The 18,902-nt window shown below is 73.3% G+C and carries 16 protein-coding genes and 1 pseudogene; 9 read left to right on the top strand and 8 right to left on the bottom strand.

Annotation, left to right across the window (positions count from 1 at the left end; translation table 11 throughout):
• Nucleotides 1–6: 6 nt before the first annotated feature.
• Nucleotides 7–1,326 (bottom strand): ABC transporter substrate-binding protein, encoded by a 1,320-nt coding sequence (locus tag ACIO9J_RS23300; RefSeq protein ID WP_402002665.1) that lies wholly within the window; start codon nucleotides 1,324–1,326, stop codon nucleotides 7–9.
• Between the two features lie 187 nt (nucleotides 1,327–1,513).
• Between ACIO9J_RS23300 and ACIO9J_RS23305 the strand changes: the two genes are divergently transcribed.
• Nucleotides 1,514–2,845: an ROK family protein gene (locus ACIO9J_RS23305; RefSeq protein WP_402002668.1), complete on the top strand. Its 1,332-nt coding sequence runs from the start codon at nucleotides 1,514–1,516 to the stop codon at nucleotides 2,843–2,845.
• A gap of 56 nt (nucleotides 2,846–2,901) precedes the next feature.
• Here the strand turns inward: ACIO9J_RS23305 and ACIO9J_RS23310 are convergent, their stop codons facing one another.
• The gene (locus ACIO9J_RS23310; RefSeq protein WP_402002670.1) at nucleotides 2,902–5,667 is read right to left on the bottom strand and encodes an AAA family ATPase; all 2,766 of its coding nucleotides are present in this window, start codon (nucleotides 5,665–5,667) and stop codon (nucleotides 2,902–2,904) included.
• A 267-nt stretch (nucleotides 5,668–5,934) separates the two neighbouring features.
• Between ACIO9J_RS23310 and ACIO9J_RS23315 the strand changes: the two genes are divergently transcribed.
• The 4 genes from ACIO9J_RS23315 to ACIO9J_RS23330 all read left to right on the top strand — a co-directional run bounded on the left by ACIO9J_RS23315 (nucleotide 5,935) and on the right by ACIO9J_RS23330 (nucleotide 11,638).
• On the top strand, nucleotides 5,935–7,902 hold the full coding sequence (locus tag ACIO9J_RS23315) for an ABC transporter ATP-binding protein (protein ID WP_402002673.1): 1,968 nt from the start codon (nucleotides 5,935–5,937) through the stop codon (nucleotides 7,900–7,902).
• Nucleotides 7,903–8,141: 239 nt separating this feature from the next.
• Nucleotides 8,142–8,954: a maleylpyruvate isomerase N-terminal domain-containing protein gene (locus tag ACIO9J_RS23320; RefSeq protein WP_402002676.1), complete on the top strand. Its 813-nt coding sequence runs from the start codon at nucleotides 8,142–8,144 to the stop codon at nucleotides 8,952–8,954.
• Between the two features lie 295 nt (nucleotides 8,955–9,249).
• Nucleotides 9,250–10,497 carry a serine hydrolase domain-containing protein gene (locus tag ACIO9J_RS23325; protein ID WP_402002679.1) on the top strand — a complete coding sequence of 416 codons (1,248 nt, stop codon included), beginning with the start codon at nucleotides 9,250–9,252 and terminating at the stop codon, nucleotides 10,495–10,497.
• 277 nt (nucleotides 10,498–10,774) lie between these two features.
• Nucleotides 10,775–11,638 carry an ABC transporter substrate-binding protein gene (locus ACIO9J_RS23330; RefSeq protein WP_402002682.1) on the top strand — a complete coding sequence of 288 codons (864 nt, stop codon included), beginning with the start codon at nucleotides 10,775–10,777 and terminating at the stop codon, nucleotides 11,636–11,638.
• Between the two features lie 27 nt (nucleotides 11,639–11,665).
• Here ACIO9J_RS23330 and ACIO9J_RS23335 read toward each other — a convergent pair whose 3' ends face one another.
• On the bottom strand, nucleotides 11,666–12,964 hold the full coding sequence (locus ACIO9J_RS23335; RefSeq protein WP_402002685.1) for an LCP family protein: 1,299 nt from the start codon (nucleotides 12,962–12,964) through the stop codon (nucleotides 11,666–11,668).
• Nucleotides 12,965–13,160: 196 nt separating this feature from the next.
• Here ACIO9J_RS23335 and ACIO9J_RS23340 point away from each other — a divergent pair, with 196 nt between their 5' ends.
• The gene (locus ACIO9J_RS23340; RefSeq protein WP_402002688.1) at nucleotides 13,161–13,835 is read left to right on the top strand and encodes a M15 family metallopeptidase; all 675 of its coding nucleotides are present in this window, start codon (nucleotides 13,161–13,163) and stop codon (nucleotides 13,833–13,835) included.
• A 32-nt stretch (nucleotides 13,836–13,867) separates the two neighbouring features.
• On the opposite strand, the gene ACIO9J_RS23345 is transcribed toward ACIO9J_RS23340, so the two are convergent.
• Nucleotides 13,868–14,326 carry a hypothetical protein gene (locus ACIO9J_RS23345; RefSeq protein WP_402002691.1) on the bottom strand — a complete coding sequence of 153 codons (459 nt, stop codon included), beginning with the start codon at nucleotides 14,324–14,326 and terminating at the stop codon, nucleotides 13,868–13,870.
• A 312-nt stretch (nucleotides 14,327–14,638) separates the two neighbouring features.
• Here ACIO9J_RS23345 and ACIO9J_RS23350 point away from each other — a divergent pair.
• Both ACIO9J_RS23350 and ACIO9J_RS23355 read left to right on the top strand, forming a co-directional pair.
• A pseudogene (locus tag ACIO9J_RS23350) lies at nucleotides 14,639–14,710 on the top strand (hypothetical protein); the annotation flags it as partial.
• Nucleotides 14,711–14,798: 88 nt separating this feature from the next.
• The gene (locus ACIO9J_RS23355) at nucleotides 14,799–15,269 is read left to right on the top strand and encodes a serine hydrolase (RefSeq protein WP_402002694.1); all 471 of its coding nucleotides are present in this window, start codon (nucleotides 14,799–14,801) and stop codon (nucleotides 15,267–15,269) included.
• 41 nt (nucleotides 15,270–15,310) lie between these two features.
• Here ACIO9J_RS23355 and ACIO9J_RS23360 read toward each other — a convergent pair whose 3' ends face one another.
• The 3 genes from ACIO9J_RS23360 to ACIO9J_RS23370 all read right to left on the bottom strand — a co-directional run bounded on the left by ACIO9J_RS23360 (nucleotide 15,311) and on the right by ACIO9J_RS23370 (nucleotide 17,281).
• A complete protein-coding gene (locus ACIO9J_RS23360) occupies nucleotides 15,311–16,060 on the bottom strand; it encodes a MerR family transcriptional regulator (RefSeq protein ID WP_402002697.1) in 750 nt (249 codons plus the stop codon).
• A gap of 263 nt (nucleotides 16,061–16,323) precedes the next feature.
• Nucleotides 16,324–16,578 (bottom strand): Rho termination factor, encoded by a 255-nt coding sequence (locus ACIO9J_RS23365; protein WP_402002700.1) that lies wholly within the window; start codon nucleotides 16,576–16,578, stop codon nucleotides 16,324–16,326.
• Between the two features lie 100 nt (nucleotides 16,579–16,678).
• Complete coding sequence (locus ACIO9J_RS23370) at nucleotides 16,679–17,281, bottom strand: CGNR zinc finger domain-containing protein (RefSeq protein WP_402002703.1); 603 nt, start codon at nucleotides 17,279–17,281, stop codon at nucleotides 16,679–16,681.
• Between the two features lie 77 nt (nucleotides 17,282–17,358).
• On the opposite strand from ACIO9J_RS23370, the gene ACIO9J_RS23375 reads away from it, so the two are divergent.
• A complete protein-coding gene (locus tag ACIO9J_RS23375; RefSeq protein WP_402002706.1) occupies nucleotides 17,359–17,745 on the top strand; it encodes a PPOX class F420-dependent oxidoreductase in 387 nt (128 codons plus the stop codon).
• Here ACIO9J_RS23375 and ACIO9J_RS23380 read toward each other — a convergent pair.
• Nucleotides 17,735–18,763, bottom strand: a complete 1,029-nt coding sequence (locus ACIO9J_RS23380) for a tetratricopeptide repeat protein (RefSeq protein WP_402002709.1) — start codon at nucleotides 18,761–18,763, stop codon at nucleotides 17,735–17,737. The two genes, ACIO9J_RS23375 and ACIO9J_RS23380, sit on opposite strands and share 11 nt — an antisense overlap.
• Nucleotides 18,764–18,902: the final 139 nt, after the last annotated feature.

The following is an 18,902-nucleotide window of genomic DNA, read 5'->3' on the forward strand; positions in this document are numbered from 1 at the left end:
CGGCACTCAGCTCTTCGGCATCTGCTGCTGGGCCTTGGCCAGTTCGGCCTTCACCGCGTCCCTCGTCACGGTCCTGCCCGCCGCCGCGTCGGCGAAGAGCTTCTTGATGGCAGTGCCCACCGACGTCTCGAACTGCGACTCGTCGGGCACCTGCGGCAGCGGCGCCGCGCTCTTGAGGAGCGTGTCCCGCAGTACGGCGGTGTCCGCGCGGTCGAACGCGGCGTTCTTCTGCGCCGACTTGACCGGCGGGATCGAACCGTACGCCTTGTTGAGGTGCGCCTGCTCGGCGTCGCTCGTCATGAACTTCACGAACTTGCGCGCGCCGTCGATGTTGTCGGTGTTCTTGAAGACGGCCAGATTGATGCCCGCCACCATCGAGTTGACCTTCTTGCCCGCGCCGGGCAGGCCGGACGCCACGGGCACGGGCGCCACCCCCCACTCGTCCGGCTTCATCCCCTGCGCCTCGAACGTGGTCGCCGCGGCCTGCCAGAGCACCATCGCCGTCTTGCCCTGCGCGAAGTCCCGAAGCGACTGGTTCTGCGCGTACTCCGCGTTGCCCGGCGCGATGATCTTGTCCTTGGCCATGAAGTCGACGTACTGCTGCACGGCCGCGACGGCGCCGTCGGAGGTGAACGTCGGCTTCCCGTCCGCGTCGAAGAAGTCGGCGCCGTGCTGCTTGCCGAGCGCGAAGGCCTGGTGGATGTTGTTCACGAGGTTCGAACCCTCGGCGCCGAGCGCCCACTTGCCGCCCTTGGACAGCTTCTTGCCGTCGGCGACCAGTTCGTCCCAGGTGGCAGGGGGCCCGTCGATCCCGGCGTCCTTGAACATCGCCTTGTTGTAGTAGAGCGCGTACGACAGGGAGTACAGCGGCACGGCCGCCGGGTCCTTGCCGGTGGCGCCCGTCGAACCCAGCGCGGCGGGCACGAACCGGTCGCGTCCGCCGATCGCCGCGAAGTTCTTCGCGTCCCAGGGCAGCAGGGCGCCGGTCGCCTGGAGCGAGGACGACCAGGTGTTGCCGATGTTGAGGACGTCGGGGCCCTGGCCCGACGTGGTCGCCGCCAGGATCCGGTTGAGCAGGTCGGACCAGGGGATCACCTCCAGCTTGACCTCGATGCCCGTCTGCTCCTCGAACTTCTTCAGCTCGGGCGTCAGGATCTTCTTGTCCGCGGCGATGTTCGGCCCCTGGTTGGACGCCCAGTAGGTGAGCGTCTTGGGCGACGCGTTGCTGCCTGCGCCCCCTGTGCTGCTCCCGCCGCCGCACGCCGCGGCGGTGCCGGTGAGGGCGGTGACGGTGAGGAGCGCGGCCGCGGCTCGGATTCTGCGCATGACGGATCCGTACCTTTCGTGGTGTTCGACTCTTGATGATCGACTTCGGTGATCAACGGGCATGGGGGCGCACCGAGTTAAGCGCCTGAATGAATTCACGGCTTAATTTAGGACGTGAGTTAAAACCTGAGAGATAGTCGCGTCAAGGGGTCGCGCACGGGTATGTTGCGGACCGGAGAGGAGCCACATGGCCGAGCGGAGCAGTCGAACGGTGCGCGACCTGCGCGTGGGCAATCGCGCCACGGTGCTGCGGCGGCTGTACTTCGGCGGGCCGATGAGCCGACAGGCGCTCGGCCCCGCGACCGGGCTCAGTTCGGGATCCGTGAGCAACGTCGTCGCCGAACTCGCCGCGGACGGCCTCCTGGAGGAGGCGGGCATCGTCGAGTCCGACGGCGGCCGCCCGCGCACGCTGCTGCGCGTCGCCCCGTCCAGCGGCCGCCTCATCGGCGTCGACGTGGGGGAGACCCGGGTGCGCGTGGAGGCGTTCGACCTGGCGCTCTCCGAACTGGCCCGTACGGAGCGGCCGTTGACGGACTCGGGCCACGACGTCGAGCTGATCGTGCGTCATGTCCGGGATGGTGTCGCGGAGGTAGTCGAGGGCCTCTCGGGCGGCGGTGGCTCCGCCGGTACCGGTGCCGGTGAGCTGATCGGTGTGGGCGTCGGCGTGCCGGGGATCGTCGACCAAGACGCGTCCGGCGGCACCGTGGTGCACGGCCAGACCATCGGCTGGGACGCCGTCCCGCTGGAGGCGATGCTGCGCGAAGCCGTCGAACTCCCCACCGACACCGCCTACTTCGTCGACAACGGCGCACGGGCGCTAGGCCAGGCCGAGATGTGGTTCGGCGGCGGCCGCGGCGCACGGGACGCGGCGATCGTCCTGTTCGGCTCCGGGGTCGGCGCGTGCGTCGTCACCGACGGGGTCATCCACGGCGGCGTGCGCGGCGGTCCCGCCGAGTGGGGCCACCTCACCGTGAGCGTCCGCGGCCGCAGGTGCCGCTGCGGGGCTCGCGGCTGCCTGGAGGCGTACGCGGGGGCGGAGGCCCTCCTCGAACGGTGGCAGGAAGCCGGCGGTCAACTGCCCCCGGGCGCCGACGAGGAGACCGGAGTCAGTGCGCTGCTCGCCGCCGCGCACCCGCAGGACGGGGGCGCGCCCGACCCGGTCGCGGTGGCCGTCCTCGACGAGACCGCCGAGTACCTCGGCGCGGGCATCTCCGACCTCGTCAACCTCTTCGGCCCCGAACGCGTCCTGGTCGGCGGCTGGGCGGGCCTCCAGCTCGGCCCCCGACTGCTGCCCGCCGTACGGGAGTACGCCGACGCGTACGCCCTGCGCCACCCCGCCGCCCGCGTCACCATCGAGCTGGGCCAACTCGGCCCCGACGCCGTCACGGTGGGCGCCGCGACGCTCCCCCTCGCGGACTTCTTCACCCGCGGCGGGCGCCGTCGTACGACACCGTCCCGTACGGAGTCGGAGACGGCGGCCGCGCCCGACTGGCGGACGGTGCTGGCCCGGCGGGGCTGAGCGCGGCCGGCGGGGGGTGTCCTGTCCGCGCCCGTCGCTCGCGCGTACCCGCCCCGTCAGACGGACGGTGCGGGCCCCGCCTCGATGTCCGCGATCAGCTGATGGATGAGCGCGGCACCTGGCGGCCCCGCCACGGTGGCGATCGCCGGGGCGCCGACGGATCCCGTCGCGCCGGTGGTGCCGTCGCTCCCGCACGCCGTGGTGGTGCGCGCGGCGCCCGCCACCCCGACCGCCCCCGCGAGCGCCTTGTGCGCACGGCGCCAGGCGCGGCTGCGGCGCCCGCGCAGATGGTCGACGACGGCCTGCGCGTACTGCGTCATGGACCGTGTCCACAGATCGTGCCGGGGCTGCGGTTCCGCCGACGCGCGGCGGATGCTGCGCCGGGCGTCGGCGGGCCGCACCCTCGCCTGCGCCACGGCGAGCAGCGCCCAGCTGACGGCGACGGCCGGACCGTGCTCCGCGTGCACGGGAATCGTGTCGGCAGCCTCGCGCAGGTGGGCGATGGCCCGCTCCGTCCTGCCCTCCTCCAGGGCGACCGCGCCCAGCACGTGCGACACGCGACCGATCGTGGCGTCGTCGCCGGCGAGCATGCCCACGCGCCAGGCCTGGCCCAGGAGTTCGGCGGCGTCGGGCGCGTCTACGCATACGGCGAGCCAGCCCGCGAGCCACAGCGCCTGACCGCACAGCCGGCTGTCGACGCGGCCCTGCGGCAGCAGACGCCGCAGATGCTCGCGCCCCTCGGCCGCGTGACCGCAGACCGCCCACCAGAACCACAGGTCCACGGCCACGGTGAGCGCCCCGGCGGCCTCGTCGGCGGACCGGGGCTGCCGGGCCAGCGCGGCGCGCAGGTTGTCCTCCTCCTCGCGGACCAGTGACGTGGCCCTTTCGTGCAGGCCCGTGCTCCACAAGTGGTGGGCGCTGGCCGCGATGTTCGCGTACCAGTACAGGTGACGGCTCACCGCGGCGGCCGTCTCGCCGGCCGACTGGAGCCTTTCGGCGCCGAAGCCGCGGGCGGCCTCCGTCATCCGGTAGCGCGGCGGCAGCACGCCGCCCGGGTCGCGGACCGGGGTCAGGACCGAGGCGAGCACGAGACGGGCCAGACAGACCGGCACCTCCTCCGCGCCGAGTCCGCCGCCGGAGCACACGAACACCGCGGCGTCCTCGTCGAAGTCCCCCGCGAAGACACTGAGCCGCGCCCACGTGGTGCGCTCCGTGGGATCGCAGAGCGCATAGCCCGCCCCCACGGCGGCCCGCAGCGACCGGTGCCTGCGCAACGGCGCGTCCGCCACCCCGAGCCACCCCTGCCCGGCGTCCAGCATCCGCACGATCTGCACCATCGAATACTCGGCCACCTGAGCGGCCGCCAACTCGATGGCCAGCGGGATTCCTTCGAGACGGCGGCAGATGTGGAGGGCGATGCGGAGTTCGTCGTCGGTGGGGGTGGCTGGGGCGGTACTCGTCCTTGCGGCGGGGGCCGTGTCTTCGGACACGGGGAGGCGAGCTTCGGCGCGTACGGGGGGTTGGGTGACTGGTCGTACGTCGGGCTGCGCGTTTGCGGGGGCGGCCGGGTCGCTACTCGCCCGTGCGGCGGGAGCCGTGTCTTCGGGTACGGGGAGTCGAGTCTCCGCGCGTACGGGAGGTTCGGGGTCCGGTCGTACGTCAAGCTCCACGTCCGCGGGTGCGGCCGGGTCCGTACTCGCCCCCGCGGCGAGGGCCGCGTCCTCGGGCGCGGGGAGACGCGCCTCCGTGACGGCGGGTCGTACGTCAGGCTCCAGGGACGTTCGCACGGCTGGGTCCGCGCTTGTTCCGGGCGCCGGGTCGCTGTCCGTTCGCACGGCTGGATCCGCACTCGTTCCCGCCGCCGTGTCCCCGCCCGCCCGCACGACCCACTCCGCCTCGCCGCCGCAGGGAGGCTCGACGTCACAGGAGACCGGCGAGGGCATCGTGTCGTCCCCGGTGAGACGTCCCGTGCCGCCGCTCACCGGCGCGTCCGCGTCACCCTCCGCCGGACCCGGCCCACCCACCGTCGCCGCGTCCTCGTCACCCGCGGACGCGCCCCGCACGCGCCGGTTCGCGATCACCCACGCGGCGCGTCCCCGGCGCGCCCGCGCCACCGCGCCCCGGAGTCGTCGTACGCCCGCGCCGCCATCGTTGTCGGCGGTGCCGGCGGGGCCGTCGGTCGGCTCCGGGGCACAGGGCTGTCGACCGGTCGCGGCGACGCGGCGTCGCGCGGCCCGTACCCGGTCGAGGAACAGGGCGACAGCGGGGCCGTGGTCCGTGGGTTCGGGGCCGGGCGCCGTGACGGCGAGTGGGCCCAGGCGCAGGACCGCCTCGTCGCCGAGGCCGAGCGGATGGCGGCCCGCGGCCAGGACCCGGACGCCCGGAGCGCCTTCGAGGAGCGCGTGGACCAGGTGGACGCAGTCGACGCGCACCGGATCGAAGTCGTCGAGCACCACCAGCATCCGGCGCGACCGCAGCCGCGCCACCACCTCGTCGACGCCGACCGCCGTGCCGGTGCCTTCGGCCTCGGCGTCCAGCGCCTCCGCGACCGCCTGCGCGACGGTCCGCCGTCGCGTGGCCCCGCCGTCCCACCACCGCACGCGCACCACGCCGTCGGCCAGCGAGCCGCCGACCGCGGCGGCCGCATGCGCGGCGAGGAGGCTCTTGCCGACGCCCGCGCCGCCCACCACGGTGACGAGGCGGCGCTGTGCGAGGAGGCGGCGCAGCACCCCCAGTTCCTCGGCCCTGCCGACCAGACCGCCGGCCCCCGGACCGCGCCGCTCGGGCCGGGCACCTCCGGCCCCGTTTCCCCGTACTCGCACGTCGCTCCACTCTCACTCGCGTCCTTCGCCGCCGCGAGCCGCTGCCCGCCCCGTGCCGCCGTCGCCGTTACCGTGCGGAAACTGCTGTGCAGAATCGTCACTGCACCGGTTTCGGCAGACCGTCTAACTCTCCGTCGACGTCCGGGGTAGTGAAACGTCGAGCCGAATCATGCGGGACAGCTAATCGTCGTAACCCTGTACGAGCGCGGTCATGAGACGCGAGCCGGACGAGTCAGGTGGATCATCGGCCAGCGCGTCCTGCCAGATGTGACCGACGCAGCCCCGGACTCCGCGAGAGCCGACACCGATCCCGAGACCCGCACGCCCCGACCCGCCGAACGCCTGCCCGCGAGGGAGACCTGGCGGGCGCTGTACCGCCATTTCCGGCCGCACCGCGCGGCCGTCGCCCTGGGCGCGCTCTTCACGCTGATCGGCGCGGCGTCCGGGCTCGCCCAGCCGCTGGCGGCCAAGTCGCTGGTGGAGCGGCTCGGCACCGACGAGTCGATCACCGGCATCCTGCTGCTCCTCACCGGGCTCGTGCTCGTGGGCACCGCGATCGAGTCCGTCGGTGCGTACGTCCTGGAACGCACCGCCGAGTCCGTGGTGCTCGCGGCCCGGCGCACCCTCATCGGGCGGCTGCTGCGGCTGCGGCTCGGCGAGGTGGAGCGCACTCAGCCGGGCGACCTGATGTCCCGGGTCACCTCGGACACGACGCTGCTGCGCGCGGTGACCACCCAGTCCGTGGTGTCCGCGGCCTCCGGCGGCCTCACGTTCATCGCGACCATCGTGATGGTGGCGCTGATGGATCCGGTCCTGCTCGGCGTCACGCTGGGCGTGATCGTGCTCATCGGCGGCATGACCGCCCTGGTCATGCCGAAGATCGCGCAGGCGACCCAGCGCGCCCAGGAGTCGGTCGGCACGATCTCGACCGCTCTGGAGCGGGCGTTCGGCGCCTTCCGCACCCTCAAGGCCTCCGGCGCCGAACGCCGCGAGGCCGCCGCCGTGGAGGAGGCCGCCCAGGAGGCGTGGCGGCACGGCGTCAGGTCGGCCAAGTGGCAGTCGGTGGCGTGGAGTTCGGTAGGTCTCGCCGTGCAGGTGTCGTTCCTCGCGGTGCTCGGCATCGGCGGCGCGCGGGTCGCGTCCGGCGCCATATCCGTGGCGACGCTGGTGGCCTTCCTGCTCTTCCTCTTCTACCTGATCGACCCGGTCTCGCGCCTGGTCGAGGCGGCATCGCAGTACCAGGTCGGCTCGGCGGCCGTCGCCCGGATCGTGCAGGCGGAGCGGCTCGAGACGGAGGACGTGGACGGTCCCGAGGACGTGGACGCTCCCGAGGGGGGCATGGAGGGCGGGGGTGCCGTGGACGTCCCGCTGGAGTCGGCACCGTCCGCGTCGCGCGCCGCCGCCTCCGTCGTCTTCGACGAGGTCCGTTTCCGCTACCGCGACGACCTGCCGTACGTCCATCACGGCGTGAGCTTCGAGGTGCCTGGCCCCGGCATGACCGCGTTCGTCGGCCCTTCCGGCGCGGGCAAGACCACCGTGTTCGGGCTGATCGAACGGTTCTACGACGCGTCGGGCGGCCGCGTCCTGGTCGACGGCAGGGACGTCCAGGAGTGGTCGCTCGCCGAACTCAGGTCGGCCATCGGATACGTCGAGCAGGACGCGCCCGTCCTCGCGGGCACGCTGCGCGAGAACCTGCTCTTCGGGGCGCCCGGTGCCACCGACGCCGAGATCGACGACGTGCTCGTACGCGCCCGTCTCGACGGCGTGGTCGAGCGGCTGCCGGACGGCCTGGAGACGGTCGTCGGGCACCGTGGCTCCAAGCTGTCGGGCGGCGAGCGGCAGCGGGTGGCGATCGCCAGGGCCCTGCTCAGGAAACCGCGGCTGCTCCTGCTCGACGAGGCGACCTCGCAGTTGGACGCGGTCAACGAACTGGCCCTGCGCGACGTCGTGGCCGAGGTGGCCCGCGAGGTGACGGTCCTGGTGGTGGCGCACCGGCTGTCGACGGTGACGCTGGCCGACCGGATCGTGGTGATGGACGGGGGACGGGTCCGCGCGACGGGCACGCACGCGGAACTCGTGGCGGCGGATCCGCTGTACGGGGAGCTGGCGGCGACCCAGTTCCTGGCGACGTCGGCGGGAGCGGTGGCATCACCGGCGGCGCCGGAATCACCGGAGTCAGAAGCATCAGGGGCATCAGAGACTTCAGCGGCATCTACGGGAGCGGTGGCGCCATGAGCTTTCCGGCACGTCGGTTCACGGGCCCCGACGATGAATCGGGATCAGGATCAGGACCGGGTCTGGGCGAGGGTCGGGACCCGGGCCCGGCGCCGGATCCGATGCGGTCACCCGGCCGGACACCGAGACGGGAACCGGGGCGGACACCGGGACGGGAGTCGGCGCGGGCCCTCTCCGCCGTCCTCAACAGCCCCTGGTTCGTGCCCAGTAGCCTGCAATCCGTGGTTTATCGTGACGCCATGACGCGTCCGACACCGAGTCCGGTCCATGACCTCTACGCCGCCCGCATCCTCGACCAGACCGCCCTGCTGACCTCCGCGGTGGCAGGCGCCGACCGTGCCGCGCCCGTGCCGGGGTGTCCCGGCTGGACCCTCGCCCATCTGCTGCGCCACGTCGGCGGCGCGCACCGCTGGGCCGAGACGATCGTGCGGACCAAGGCCACCGCGCCCGTCTCGGACGAGCAGGTCAACGACGTGACTCCCGACGAGGACGACGATCTCGCCACCCTGGCCGACTGGCTGAACGAGGGGGCCCAGCGCTTCGCGCAGACGCTGCGGGCCACCGACGAGGACGTCCCCGTCTGGACCGTGGCGCCGGGCGGGACACCCCGGTTCTGGGCGCGCCGCATGACGTTCGAGACGGTCGTGCACCGCTTCGACGCGACGGCCGCCGTCGGCGCGAAGTACACCCTCGACGCGGACGTCGCCATCGACGGGCTCGACGAGTGGATCGAGTTCAGCACCCTGCCGCAGGCCTACGAGTCGGCGGACGTGCGGCGAGCGTTGACCGGGTCCGGCAAGGGCCTGCACGTCCACGCCACCGACGCGCCCGAGGGCACGGGGGAGTGGCTGATCGACCTCTCGGGCGAACCGTTCACCTGGCGGCACGCGCACGAGAAGACGACCACCGCCGTACGCGGCCCGCTCACGGATCTGCTGCTCCTGCTCTACCAGCGCCGTTCGCCGGTCCCCGCCGACGGCATCGAAGTCCTCGGCGACGAGGCGCTGTTCGCCGACTGGCTGACCGGCGCGGGGCACTGGCTGCGCAAGTGAGCCACGCGCACCCGGCGCGCCGACGAAGTGCCGCTCGTCCCGGGCGGCACTCCTGCCGGCACTCCTGCCGGTAGGGCGTACTCCTGCTCGTACTGCCGAACGCACCCCCATGAGGGTGGTGTTATCCATACCCCCTGGCCGGGGGGTCTCGTCATGGCTTCGCGGTGCCCTTCCATGAGGCAATTGATCTTGGAAGGCCGCACCGCGCGGCCCGCCCGTCCGATGGAGCAACTCCCTGTACCAATAGGTGAGTTGCGCTCGGTCGGGCGTCCGACGAGCGAGATGAGACCCCCTCGTGACACACATACGAAACGCCGCCCCCGCCGCCCGCCGCAGCGCCTCCCCGGTACGCCGCAGAGTCGCCTTCGGCGCGGTCGCCGCCGCCACCCTCGCCGCGAGCCTGGCGATGCCGCTCTCCACGGCCTGGGCGGCCCAGCAGGACACCGCGGCGGCGAGTTCGGGGCGGGCCGCGGACTCCCGGAAGGCCGCTCTGCAGCGGAACCTGGACGACGTCGTCCGCAAGGACGGCGTCGTCGGTGCGCAGGCCGCGCTCGTCGACGGCAAGCACCGCGTCTCCGTACGCAGCGGCACTGCCGAACTCGGCACCGACAAGGCCGTCCCGCACAACGGCTACTTCAGGATGGGCAGCAACACCAAGACCTTCGTCGCCACCGTGCTGCTCCAGTTGGAGTCCGAGGGCCGGCTGCGCCTGAGTGACACCGTCGACCACTGGCTGCCCGGTCTGATCGAGGGGAACGGCAACGACGGGAAGCGCATCACCGTAAGGCAGTTGCTGCAACACACCAGCGGGCTGCCCGACTACGCGGCGCGGCTGCCCGGCATCTCCGACGAGAAGAAGTTCCAGAAGCACCGCTTCGACAGCTACCAGCCGCGCGACCTGGTCGAGCTCGCCCTGCGGGACGAGCCCACGTTCGAGCCCGGCAAGGGCTGGAGCTACTCCAACACCGGTTACGTCGTCGCCGGGATGATCATCGAGAAGGCCACGGGCCGGACGTGGAGCGACGAGGTCAGGTCCAGGATCATCGAGCCGCTCGGCCTCAAGCACACCTTCGCCGCGGGTGACGAGCGCCTCGGCCTGCCCGAGCCGCATGCCAAGAGCTATATGCAGTTCAAGGCCGGCGGCCCGCTGGTCGAGAGCACCGAGGTCAACATGACCTGGGGCGACGCGGCCGGCTCGCTCGTCACCACTTCCAAGGACCTCACGCGCTTCTGGCAGAAGCTGCTCGGCGGCCAGTTGCTCGGGCCGAAGCAGCTGAAGCAGATGCGGACGACGGTGCCGATCGTCGTGGACGGGCAGGACACGGGGGAGCGGGCCGGGCTCGGCGTCCTGTGGCGGCCGTTGAGCTGCGGCGGTGGCTACTGGGGGCATGGCGGGACCACCCTCGGCCACCTCAACGCCAACGGCTTCGTCGGCAAGGGTGAGCGGGGCGTGATCGCCATGCGCTCCACCAACCTCGCCGCGGAGGACCGCGACGTACGCACGGACAAGCTCGTCGACGACGCTCTGTGCAGGCGGAAGTGACGGAGACTCAGGCCGACTAGCAGGACGACCAGGACGACCAGGACGACCAGGACGACCAGGCGGCACCCGGGCCCGCCGCCCGGCCGACCCGCGTGCCCGGCTCGGAGGACGCGCTCGACGGCGCGTTCCGGCCGAACCGGGCACGGTTCGGGTCCAACGCGCCGTGGCGTGCCCGGTCTCGTGTACCGGGGCGCGCGCCAGGGCAGGTAGCACCGGTACGGCCACGGCGGGGCAGGCCGCGGCGCGGGAGCAGCGGGAGCAGGAGGAGTCGGACACCATGGCACACGACACGGCCCGGTACTGGGAGTTCACCGACGACCGGGATCACCTGGTGAGGGCCGCGGCACGACCGGTCAGGCCGGTCGCCTACCTACCCACGGGCGCGGCCCTGTACGACCACGGCATACGCCCGGCGGGCGTCTTCGGCTCCGCGCACGACGACCCCGCCGTACCGGATCCCGCCAAGGCGGGCGACCTTCCGCTGGACGGCCTCGGCTACTTCGGCGCCGGTTCCGCACTGGATCTGGACGCCCTGCTCGCCGCGGGGCCCGACCTCGTCGTCGCCGTCACCTACGGCGGCGGACAGGTCTACGGCATCGACCCGGACGCCGCCAAGCACCTGGAGGAGCAGCTGCCGGTCGTCGTGTTCGACATCGGGCACGGCCGCAGCCTCGCCGGGATCAGGGAGCGCCTCACGGCCCTCGCGCGGAGCCTGGGTGCCGCCGAGCGGCCCGAGGCGGACGCCGAACTCGCCACGGCAGAGAGCCGGTTGACCGAGGCGGCGAGCGGACCCGTACGGCCGAGGGTGCTCGCGCTCTCCCCCGCGGGCCCCGACTCCGTCCACCTGGCGCGGCCGCACGCCTGGCCCGACCTGGCCGCGCTCGCCGGACTGGGCGTCGGACTCGTCGACCCCCCGCCCGGACAGGGCGCCAACTGGTCCACGACCACCTGGGCCGAGGCGGCCGCCCTCGAAGCCGACCTGGTCCTGACCGATGTGCGCTCCAACGCCACACCGCTCGGCGACGCCCTGGGGCAGGGCGTGCGGACGCTGCCGTGGAACCCCGAACTGCCGCCCAGCGCACGGCAGCACGCCCGCTTCGCCACCTCGCTCGCCGAGGCGCTCGAAGGCACCGGCCCCTGAGCTCCGTACGCGCCGGGCGGGACGGGGTCAGCCGCAGCGCAGCCGGTCGCCGGTGACGGGCGCGCCCTCCACCATGCTCCGGTCGTAGATCACCTTCGCCACACGCTGCTCGGCCGCGCCCACCGTGACCCGGAAGACCGGTCCTTGACCGGCGACCGGGCGCAGCTGGGCGCCGGGCAGCGCGGCCGCCAGCGTGTCGACGTAGCGGGCCCGGCTCGGGTCGTAGGTGATGACCGTCGGGCCCGCGGCCCGGCCTCCTGCGGGCGGCTCGGCCGCGGTCACGTCGAAGCCGTTCGCCCGCAGCGCCTCCGTGGTCACCGGATCGTCCACGCGCACCTGGACGGTCTCCGGCCGCATGCCCACGGGCACGCCCTGCGCCGTGCGGCCCTCGACCAGCGACCGGTCCTCGCGCACGGCGTCGAACAGGGCCTTCGCGCGCGGCTCGTCCCACAGCAGCGTCGAACCCCAGTCGGGCACCCGGTGGTCGAAGTCGGACATCGGGACGGTCGCGAACTCGGTGTGCGCGAGGTCGAGATGGCGAAGCGAGCGGGCCAGCTCGTACAGCGTGCGCGCCGAGGTGTGCGCGTCGGTGCGCACGCTCCGCGCGAGTGCGTAGGCCGCGCGGCCGGTGGCCAGCGGATCGGTGAACGCGCCCGCCTCGGAGAGCCGGGCCAGCATGCCGAGGACGAGGCGCTGCTGGCGGCGGACCCGGCCGAGGTCGCCGGGCGGCGGAACGTGGCGGGCCCGCACGTAGCGCAGCGCCTGCGCCCCGTCGACGGCGTGCCTGCCGGAGGGCAGCTCCAGGCCGGAGTTGATGTCCTTGAGCGGTGTCGCCGTGCACACCTCGGCGCCGCCGAGCCGGTCGACGGCCTCGACGAAGCCGGGGAAGTCGGCCTCCAGATAGTGGTCGACGTGGACGCCGGTGGCCTTCTCGACCGTCCGTACGGCGAGGTCGGGGCCGCCCTCAGCGAAGGCGCCGTTGATCTTCCCGCTGTGTGCCTCATGACCCTCGTGCGCCGCGAACGGCACGTACGAATCACGGGGAATGGACACGACGCCGAGGCGCCGCCCGCCCGGGGAGATGTGGACCAGCATCATCACGTCGGTGCAGTCGCACTCCTTGCCGCCGACGTGCAGCCGCTGGATCTCGGCACGGGACATGCCGGATCTGCGGTCGATGCCGACGACGAGCAGGTTGGTGCCGCCCCGCTCCGCCGACGGGCCGGGTGCCGTCGGGCGCGGGGCGGGGGACGGCGCGGCGGAGACGAGCGACGCGGTGAGCAGGGCCGTGAGCGCGAGGCGGCGCAGCACGCGGCTGGACGGCAAGAATGCCTCCCTTGAGCAGGTGACCTCCCTGGGGCAGGTGAGATCCATGGCCGCAGGCTAGGCCGCCGCCGGGCGCATTCCCCGCGTTGACCACGCACGTTGGGCAGGGTGGGTGAGAAGGGAGGGCGATTCCCGGGGAGTTGCCCCTGCGCGGGCCGCCGCGCGGGCTCCTTCCCGCCGAGGGGATGATCTCTCCATGAGCACGCACACGAACGACATCGTCCTGATGGCGGACCCGAGGGTCGCCGCCGTCCCCGTACGGGAGTGCGGGGAGCGCCTCGTCGACGTACGCACGCAGAGCTCGCTGCTGGTCGACGCGCGCCAACAGGCGGGCCCCGATGCCGCCTTCGCGTTCCTGCGGGAGGGCGTGGTGCGGCGCCTCGAACACGCGGGGACGCTGCTCCCCGACGGCCTGCGGCTGCTGTTCGTGGAGGGCTACCGGCCGCCGTCGCTGCAACGCGCGTACTTCGAGGAGTACGCGGATCAGTTGCGGGCCCTCCACCCCGACCTGCCCGCCGCGCGGATCCACGAGGCGGCCAGCCGTTACGTCTCCCCGCCCGACATCGCCCCGCACAGCGCGGGCTCGGCCGTGGACCTGACGCTCGCCGACGCCGAAGGCCGCGAACTGGACCTGGGCACCAGGATGAACGCCGACCCGGAGGAAAGCGCGGGCGCCTGCTACACGGCCGCGCACAACATCGGCCCCGAGGCACGCGCCCACCGAGACATCCTCGGCGCCGCGCTGACCGGGGCGGGCCTGGTCAACTACCCCACCGAGTGGTGGCACTGGTCGTACGGCGACCGCTACTGGGCGCTCTCGTCGGGCGCCGAGTGCGCGCTGTACGGGCCGCGTGAACTGGACCGGGGGTAGGAACGGCCTGGTCGGAGCCGCTGGGCCGGACGTCAGGGCTGCGTCTGCGCGGACCCCACCGCCTGCTCCTCCTCCACGGTGGACGTGGCGAGCGTCGCCGCGCCCGCGCCGACGAGGAGCGCGCAGGCCGCCGCGATGCCGACGACCGCGAGCCGCAGGCGCGGCAGACGCCGTCGAGGGGGCCGCGCCCGCTCCACGGCAGGAGGTGCCGCTGCGCCCACCGCGAGTTCCCTGCGGACGGACACCCACCGCCGGGTGTCGTCGGCGCCGAGGCCGCACGCGACGACGAACGCCACGAGCAGGGCCTCGCGCGGCAGCCGGTCCCGGCCGAGCATGGTCGCCGCCGTCGAGTACGGCAGCACCTCGCCCGCCGCTGTCGCCGCGCGCTCCAACTCCCGGTAGCTCAGGCCCGACCAGGCCTTGAGGCGGCGCAGCTCGGCCATGAACGCGGCCTCTCCGGCGGTGGGGGTCGGTGTGGGCGGTGGTGTCATGTGGGTTCCTCCGGTTCGCGCGTACCCCCGCCGACCTGGGCATACGGAAACTCGCACAAGCTCGAACAACTCATCCGTTGAGCGAGCCAGGGCGTTGCGGTCAGCCTCGGCGACACATCTGTCGTCTGCCCTAGGGAGGCCCGCGTGGTCCGCCTCGGTTCCCTCGCGCTGCTGCTCGCGCTCACCCTCGCCACCGCCGGCTGCTCGGACGCCCACGTCATGTCAGGGGCGGGGGCAAAGGGCCCGGCGAGCGTCGCGGCGTCGGCGCGCCACGACCCCGTCGACCCGGCGGTCGACCGCTACCTCGACACGATGCGGGCCCGGCTGCGGTCGGCGCCCGGCGAGGAGTTCCACTACTCGAACGTCGGCTACAGCGTCCTCGCCGCGATCGTCGAGAAGGTCGCGGGCCGGAGCTATGAACACTTCCTGGCGGAGCGGCTGTTCGGGCCCGCGGGGATGACCAACCGGCTATGTGCTGCCGTCCTGGAACCGTGCGCGGGTCGCCGTCGAGCACGACAGGCACGGCCGCGCCCAGGGACGGCCGATGGACCACCCCTGGGCGTCCGACGGGCCCTCCTGGAACCTGCGCGGCAACGGCGGGCTGCTCTCCACCGCCCGCGACATGTTCCGCTGGCACCGCGCCCTCGTCGGCGACACCGTCCTGTCCGAAGCCGCCAAGCGGAAGCTGTTCGCCCCGCAGGTGCGGGTGCCCGAGCTCGACGGGTCCTACGGCTACGGCTGGGTCGTCGTCGACTCGGACGACGGCCGGATCGCCTGGCACGACGGGGGAAACGACTGGTCACTGGCGACGGTCGCGGAGTTCCGCCGCGACGACATCATGGTGTTCTGGGTGAGCAACCACGCCTATCAGAAGGGCAAGTGGAACCTTGAGGACGATCAGCTGGAGCTGACCCGGGGAGTGGGCGCGCGGCTCGCGCGGTAGCCCCGAGGCCGCTCGCCCGGTAGCCCCGAGGCCGCCCGGCCCTATTCCGCGACGTCCGCTTCGGTGTCGGTGACGTACCGGTGCAGCCGCCCCGCTCCCTCCAGCATCGCCAGCGTGCGCTGGTCAAGGGCCTCCGCGCGGCGCGCCACGGCCGTGCGCAGCGCCTCGACGCCGCCGCTCTGGCGCAGGTCGTCGAGGACCGCGCGGATCTGGGGGAGCGGGTAGTGGCTCTGCCGGAGCATGGTGATCACGCGCGCGTCGCGGACGTCGGCCGGCAGGTACGAGCGGTAGTGCGTGACCGGATCGCGGGTCGGCGTCAGGAGCCCCGCCGCCTCCCACACGCGCAGCGCCGAGGTGCGCAGCCCCAAGTGCGCGGCGACCTCTCCGATGCGCATGCGGGAGCGCGGCGGGGCCGGTGCGCCGGGATCCTCGTCGGCGAGTGCTTCCAGGGCCTCGCCGGTGGTCCGCAGGGCGACGCGCTGCGCGTGCAGCTCGGCGTGGCAGGTGTCGACGAGGGCGAGCGCCCGCGGCACCTCCGCCGCGTGCACGGCCCGCATGATCCCCTGCGCAGGCCCCGGGCCGAAGCCGCGGATCAGCGCCCGGTAGGTGAGCAGGGCCTGCCGGTGCCGGGCGTCGAACCTGCGGTATCCGGCGGGGGAGCGGGGCGTGGGCGGCAGGATGCCCGCGTCGGCGTAGTTGCGGATCTGCTGGGTCGAGATGCCCGCGGCCCGCGCGAGATCGACCGGGCGCAGACCGGGGGACCCCTCGACGCGGCTGTCCTGACGGCTCATCGGCGGCCCCTCCGGAGGCATGGCGGGGAAAGGCCCCCACAGGTACTTCAAGGAAACACTTGAAGGTACCGATGCGGTCGGAGGAAAGCACCGAGGGCGGGCGGCTCACCCGGGGCGCGGGGCAGCGGCCACCTGATCGAACGCGAGCCGCCCGCAGGCCGCACGCGAAGCTTGCGCCGCAGTCTCCGGCCGCCCGTGAACCGTCCGCCGCGCTCTCCGGCCGCCCGTGAACCGTCCGCCGCGGTTCTCCGGTCGCCCGCCGGTCAGTGGTGGCGCAGCGCGTCGATCAGCTGGGGCTTGGTCATCTTGGAGCGGCCCTCGATGCCGACCTTCTTGGCCTCGCGGTACAGGTCCTGCTTGGAGCGGTCCTCGTACGCGCCCGCCTTGCCGCCCTTGCGGCCGGTCGCGGCGGCCGAGCCGCCGGAGTCGTTGGCGATGCGGGCCGCCTTCTCCTTGCTCGCGCCCTCGCGGCGCAGCGCCTGGTAGGTCTTCTCGTTCTTGATCTGTGCCCTGGGCACGGGGATCACCTGATTCCGTCGGGAGATCGGCCTTCCCCTCATGCGTACCCCGGACAGCGGAACCATGCCAGACGAGCCGCCCGGAGCGGGCGGCGGGCGCTCACCCCGTCTCGGAGCGTCGGGCGCGCAGCGTGCGCACCTTGTGGAGGTTGCCGCAGTGCTCCATCGAGCACCAGCGGCGGCGGCCGGGGCGCGAGGTGTCGACGTACAGCAGCGCGCAGTTGTCGGACGCGCACATGCGGATCCGGTGCGCGTAGGGGCCCGTCAGCAGGTCCACGGCGTCATGGGCGACGGTGGCGAGGAGCCGGGTGCCGTCGGCGGTCCCGGCCCAGCGGCGTTCGTCGCCGGGGCCGATGAGGGGTGCCAGCGGCGGATGCGCGGCCGCCTCGTTGAGGACGGCGACGTCCTCGGGGGGCTTGGCCTCGGCGAGGACGTGGGCGGTGGTCACCCGGAACAGCGCGTCCCGCAGCCGCCGCGCGTCGGCCACCTCGGCCTCGGTGACCCGCAGCTCGGGCGTCGGCGTCAGGCGCGAGCGGCCCGCCCAGGCCACCAGGTCGGCGGGCGCGTGCAGCGTCTCGAACCGCCGGAACTCGCCGGGACCCCCGGTGGTCAGGAGCTCCAGGCTGAGGGCCCCCGGGTCGAACCGGTAGGTGGATCCGCTGAAGGAGCGCATCGGGATGCCGGGGGACGCGGACGGTTCCATGTAACTAATATAAGCGGTTACGTAGAGGGTGCGGGCGGCGGGCGGATGCCGGGGAGCCCGCGGCCTAGACTCCCCGCATGGACGACGAAGTGGTGACCCGGCTCAGCTCGGGAAAGTACCTGCTGGTCAGCAGCTACCGGAAGGACGGCACCCTGGTGCCGAGCCCGGTCTGGGTCGTCAAGGACGGTGACGCGCTCGGCATCTGGACGGTCGCGGACTCGTGGAAGGTCAAGAGGATCAGGCGCCGCGCCGACGTCATGGTGGGCCCGTGCGACCTGCGGGGAAATCCGACGGGGGAGCAGATTCCCGCCACCGCCGAGATCGTCACGCCGGACGTGACCGCGCGCTACCGCACGCTCATCACCCGCAAGTACAACGTCGTCGGCTTCTTCACGCTGCTCGGCAGCAGGATCCGCCGCGGTCTCGACGGCACGGTGGGCATCCGCATCACGCTCACGCGCTGAGGGCCGGCTCCGTCGTCTCGGCACGGAAGGCGACCACCATGTCGCGGGCGTGCCGCAGCCCCATGCGGGCGAAGTCGTCCTCCAGGACGGCCAGTTCGGCGAGGATGGCCGCCCGGTCGCGGCCGAGCCGCGCGCGGCACTTGGCGAGCCCGAGCCGGGACAGGGCGGCGCCGCGCGGCTCGCGCATCTCCGTGAACTCGTCGAGGGCCACGGCGTACATCTCGCGGGCCGCCGCCCAACGCCCGTCGCGGTAGAGGACGTTGCCGCGCATCTTGTGGTTGTAGGCGAGCGCGCTCGCCAGGTCCATGGCGCGGCAGACCTGCTCGGCCTCGGAGAGCAGCTCAAGGGCCCGGTCCGGTTCGCCGCGCAGGGAGCGGACGTCGGCCACGCCGCGCAGCGACCAGGCGCGGCCGCGCGCGTCGTCCGCGTCGGTGGCGATCCGCACGGACTCCTCGAACAGTTCGAGGGCCTTGGCGTGGTCGCCGGTGTTGCGGTGCATCTGCGCGATGCCGGTCATCGCCCAGACCATGTGCCTGGCCTCACCGTGCGCACGCCCCTGGGCCAGCAACTCCTCGTGGAGGGCCGCGACGGCGGCGTAGTCGCCCTGGATGCGGCCGGTCTCCGCGAGACCCGCGAGCGCGTAGCCGTGCGCGAGCCGGTCGCCGCTGCCCGCGGCGAGGTCCACGGAGCGGGCGAGCAGCCGCCGGGCGAGCGGCAGCGCGCCGCACTGGCGTGCCAGCGTGCCGCCGCTCCACAGGGCCCAGGCCATGGCCCCCGAGTCCCCGGCGCTCCGTGCGCTGCGGTAGCTCTGCCGCCAGGCGGCGCCCGCGTCGTCCACCCGGCCGAGGCGCCGGTTCGCCTCGGCCACCGCGAGGGCGGCGCGGGCCCGTTCGGCCGCGCCGCCCGCACGGTCGAGTGCGCGGCCCGCCGTAGCGAGGACGTCCTCGTAGGAGGAGTTCACACTCAGCTCCGAGCCCAACTCGCCCTGGTACTCGGGTGCGAATGCCTTCACGTACATAGCGCGGCAGCCTCTCGATCGTTCTGTCAGATGACGTGATCAAGAAGCTATGAGCTGGACCCGGGTGGACGAATCCGTCCCGATAGTGGTCATCGCGTACGACTCGAGTGCTACGGACGGGGCCGTGGTCAACCTAGGG

The organism is Streptomyces sp. NPDC087300 (genome assembly GCF_044744425.1).
GTDB lineage: Bacteria > Actinomycetota > Actinomycetes > Streptomycetales > Streptomycetaceae > Streptomyces.

What these genes read in the sequence shown, in the direction of transcription:
- ACIO9J_RS23300 (WP_402002665.1), bottom strand. Translation starts at nt 1,326, where the DNA reads ATGCGCAGAATCCGAGCCGCGGCCGCGCTCCTCACCGTCACCGCCCTC.
- ACIO9J_RS23305 (WP_402002668.1), top strand. Translation starts at nt 1,514, where the DNA reads ATGGCCGAGCGGAGCAGTCGAACGGTGCGCGACCTGCGCGTGGGCAAT.
- ACIO9J_RS23320 (WP_402002676.1), top strand. Translation starts at nt 8,142, where the DNA reads ATGACGCGTCCGACACCGAGTCCGGTCCATGACCTCTACGCCGCCCGC.
- ACIO9J_RS23330 (WP_402002682.1), top strand. Translation starts at nt 10,775, where the DNA reads ATGGCACACGACACGGCCCGGTACTGGGAGTTCACCGACGACCGGGAT.
- ACIO9J_RS23340 (WP_402002688.1), top strand. Translation starts at nt 13,161, where the DNA reads ATGAGCACGCACACGAACGACATCGTCCTGATGGCGGACCCGAGGGTC.
- ACIO9J_RS23345 (WP_402002691.1), bottom strand. Translation starts at nt 14,326, where the DNA reads ATGACACCACCGCCCACACCGACCCCCACCGCCGGAGAGGCCGCGTTC.
- ACIO9J_RS23360 (WP_402002697.1), bottom strand. Translation starts at nt 16,060, where the DNA reads ATGAGCCGTCAGGACAGCCGCGTCGAGGGGTCCCCCGGTCTGCGCCCG.
- ACIO9J_RS23370 (WP_402002703.1), bottom strand. Translation starts at nt 17,281, where the DNA reads ATGGAACCGTCCGCGTCCCCCGGCATCCCGATGCGCTCCTTCAGCGGA.
- ACIO9J_RS23375 (WP_402002706.1), top strand. Translation starts at nt 17,359, where the DNA reads ATGGACGACGAAGTGGTGACCCGGCTCAGCTCGGGAAAGTACCTGCTG.
- ACIO9J_RS23380 (WP_402002709.1), bottom strand. Translation starts at nt 18,763, where the DNA reads ATGTACGTGAAGGCATTCGCACCCGAGTACCAGGGCGAGTTGGGCTCG.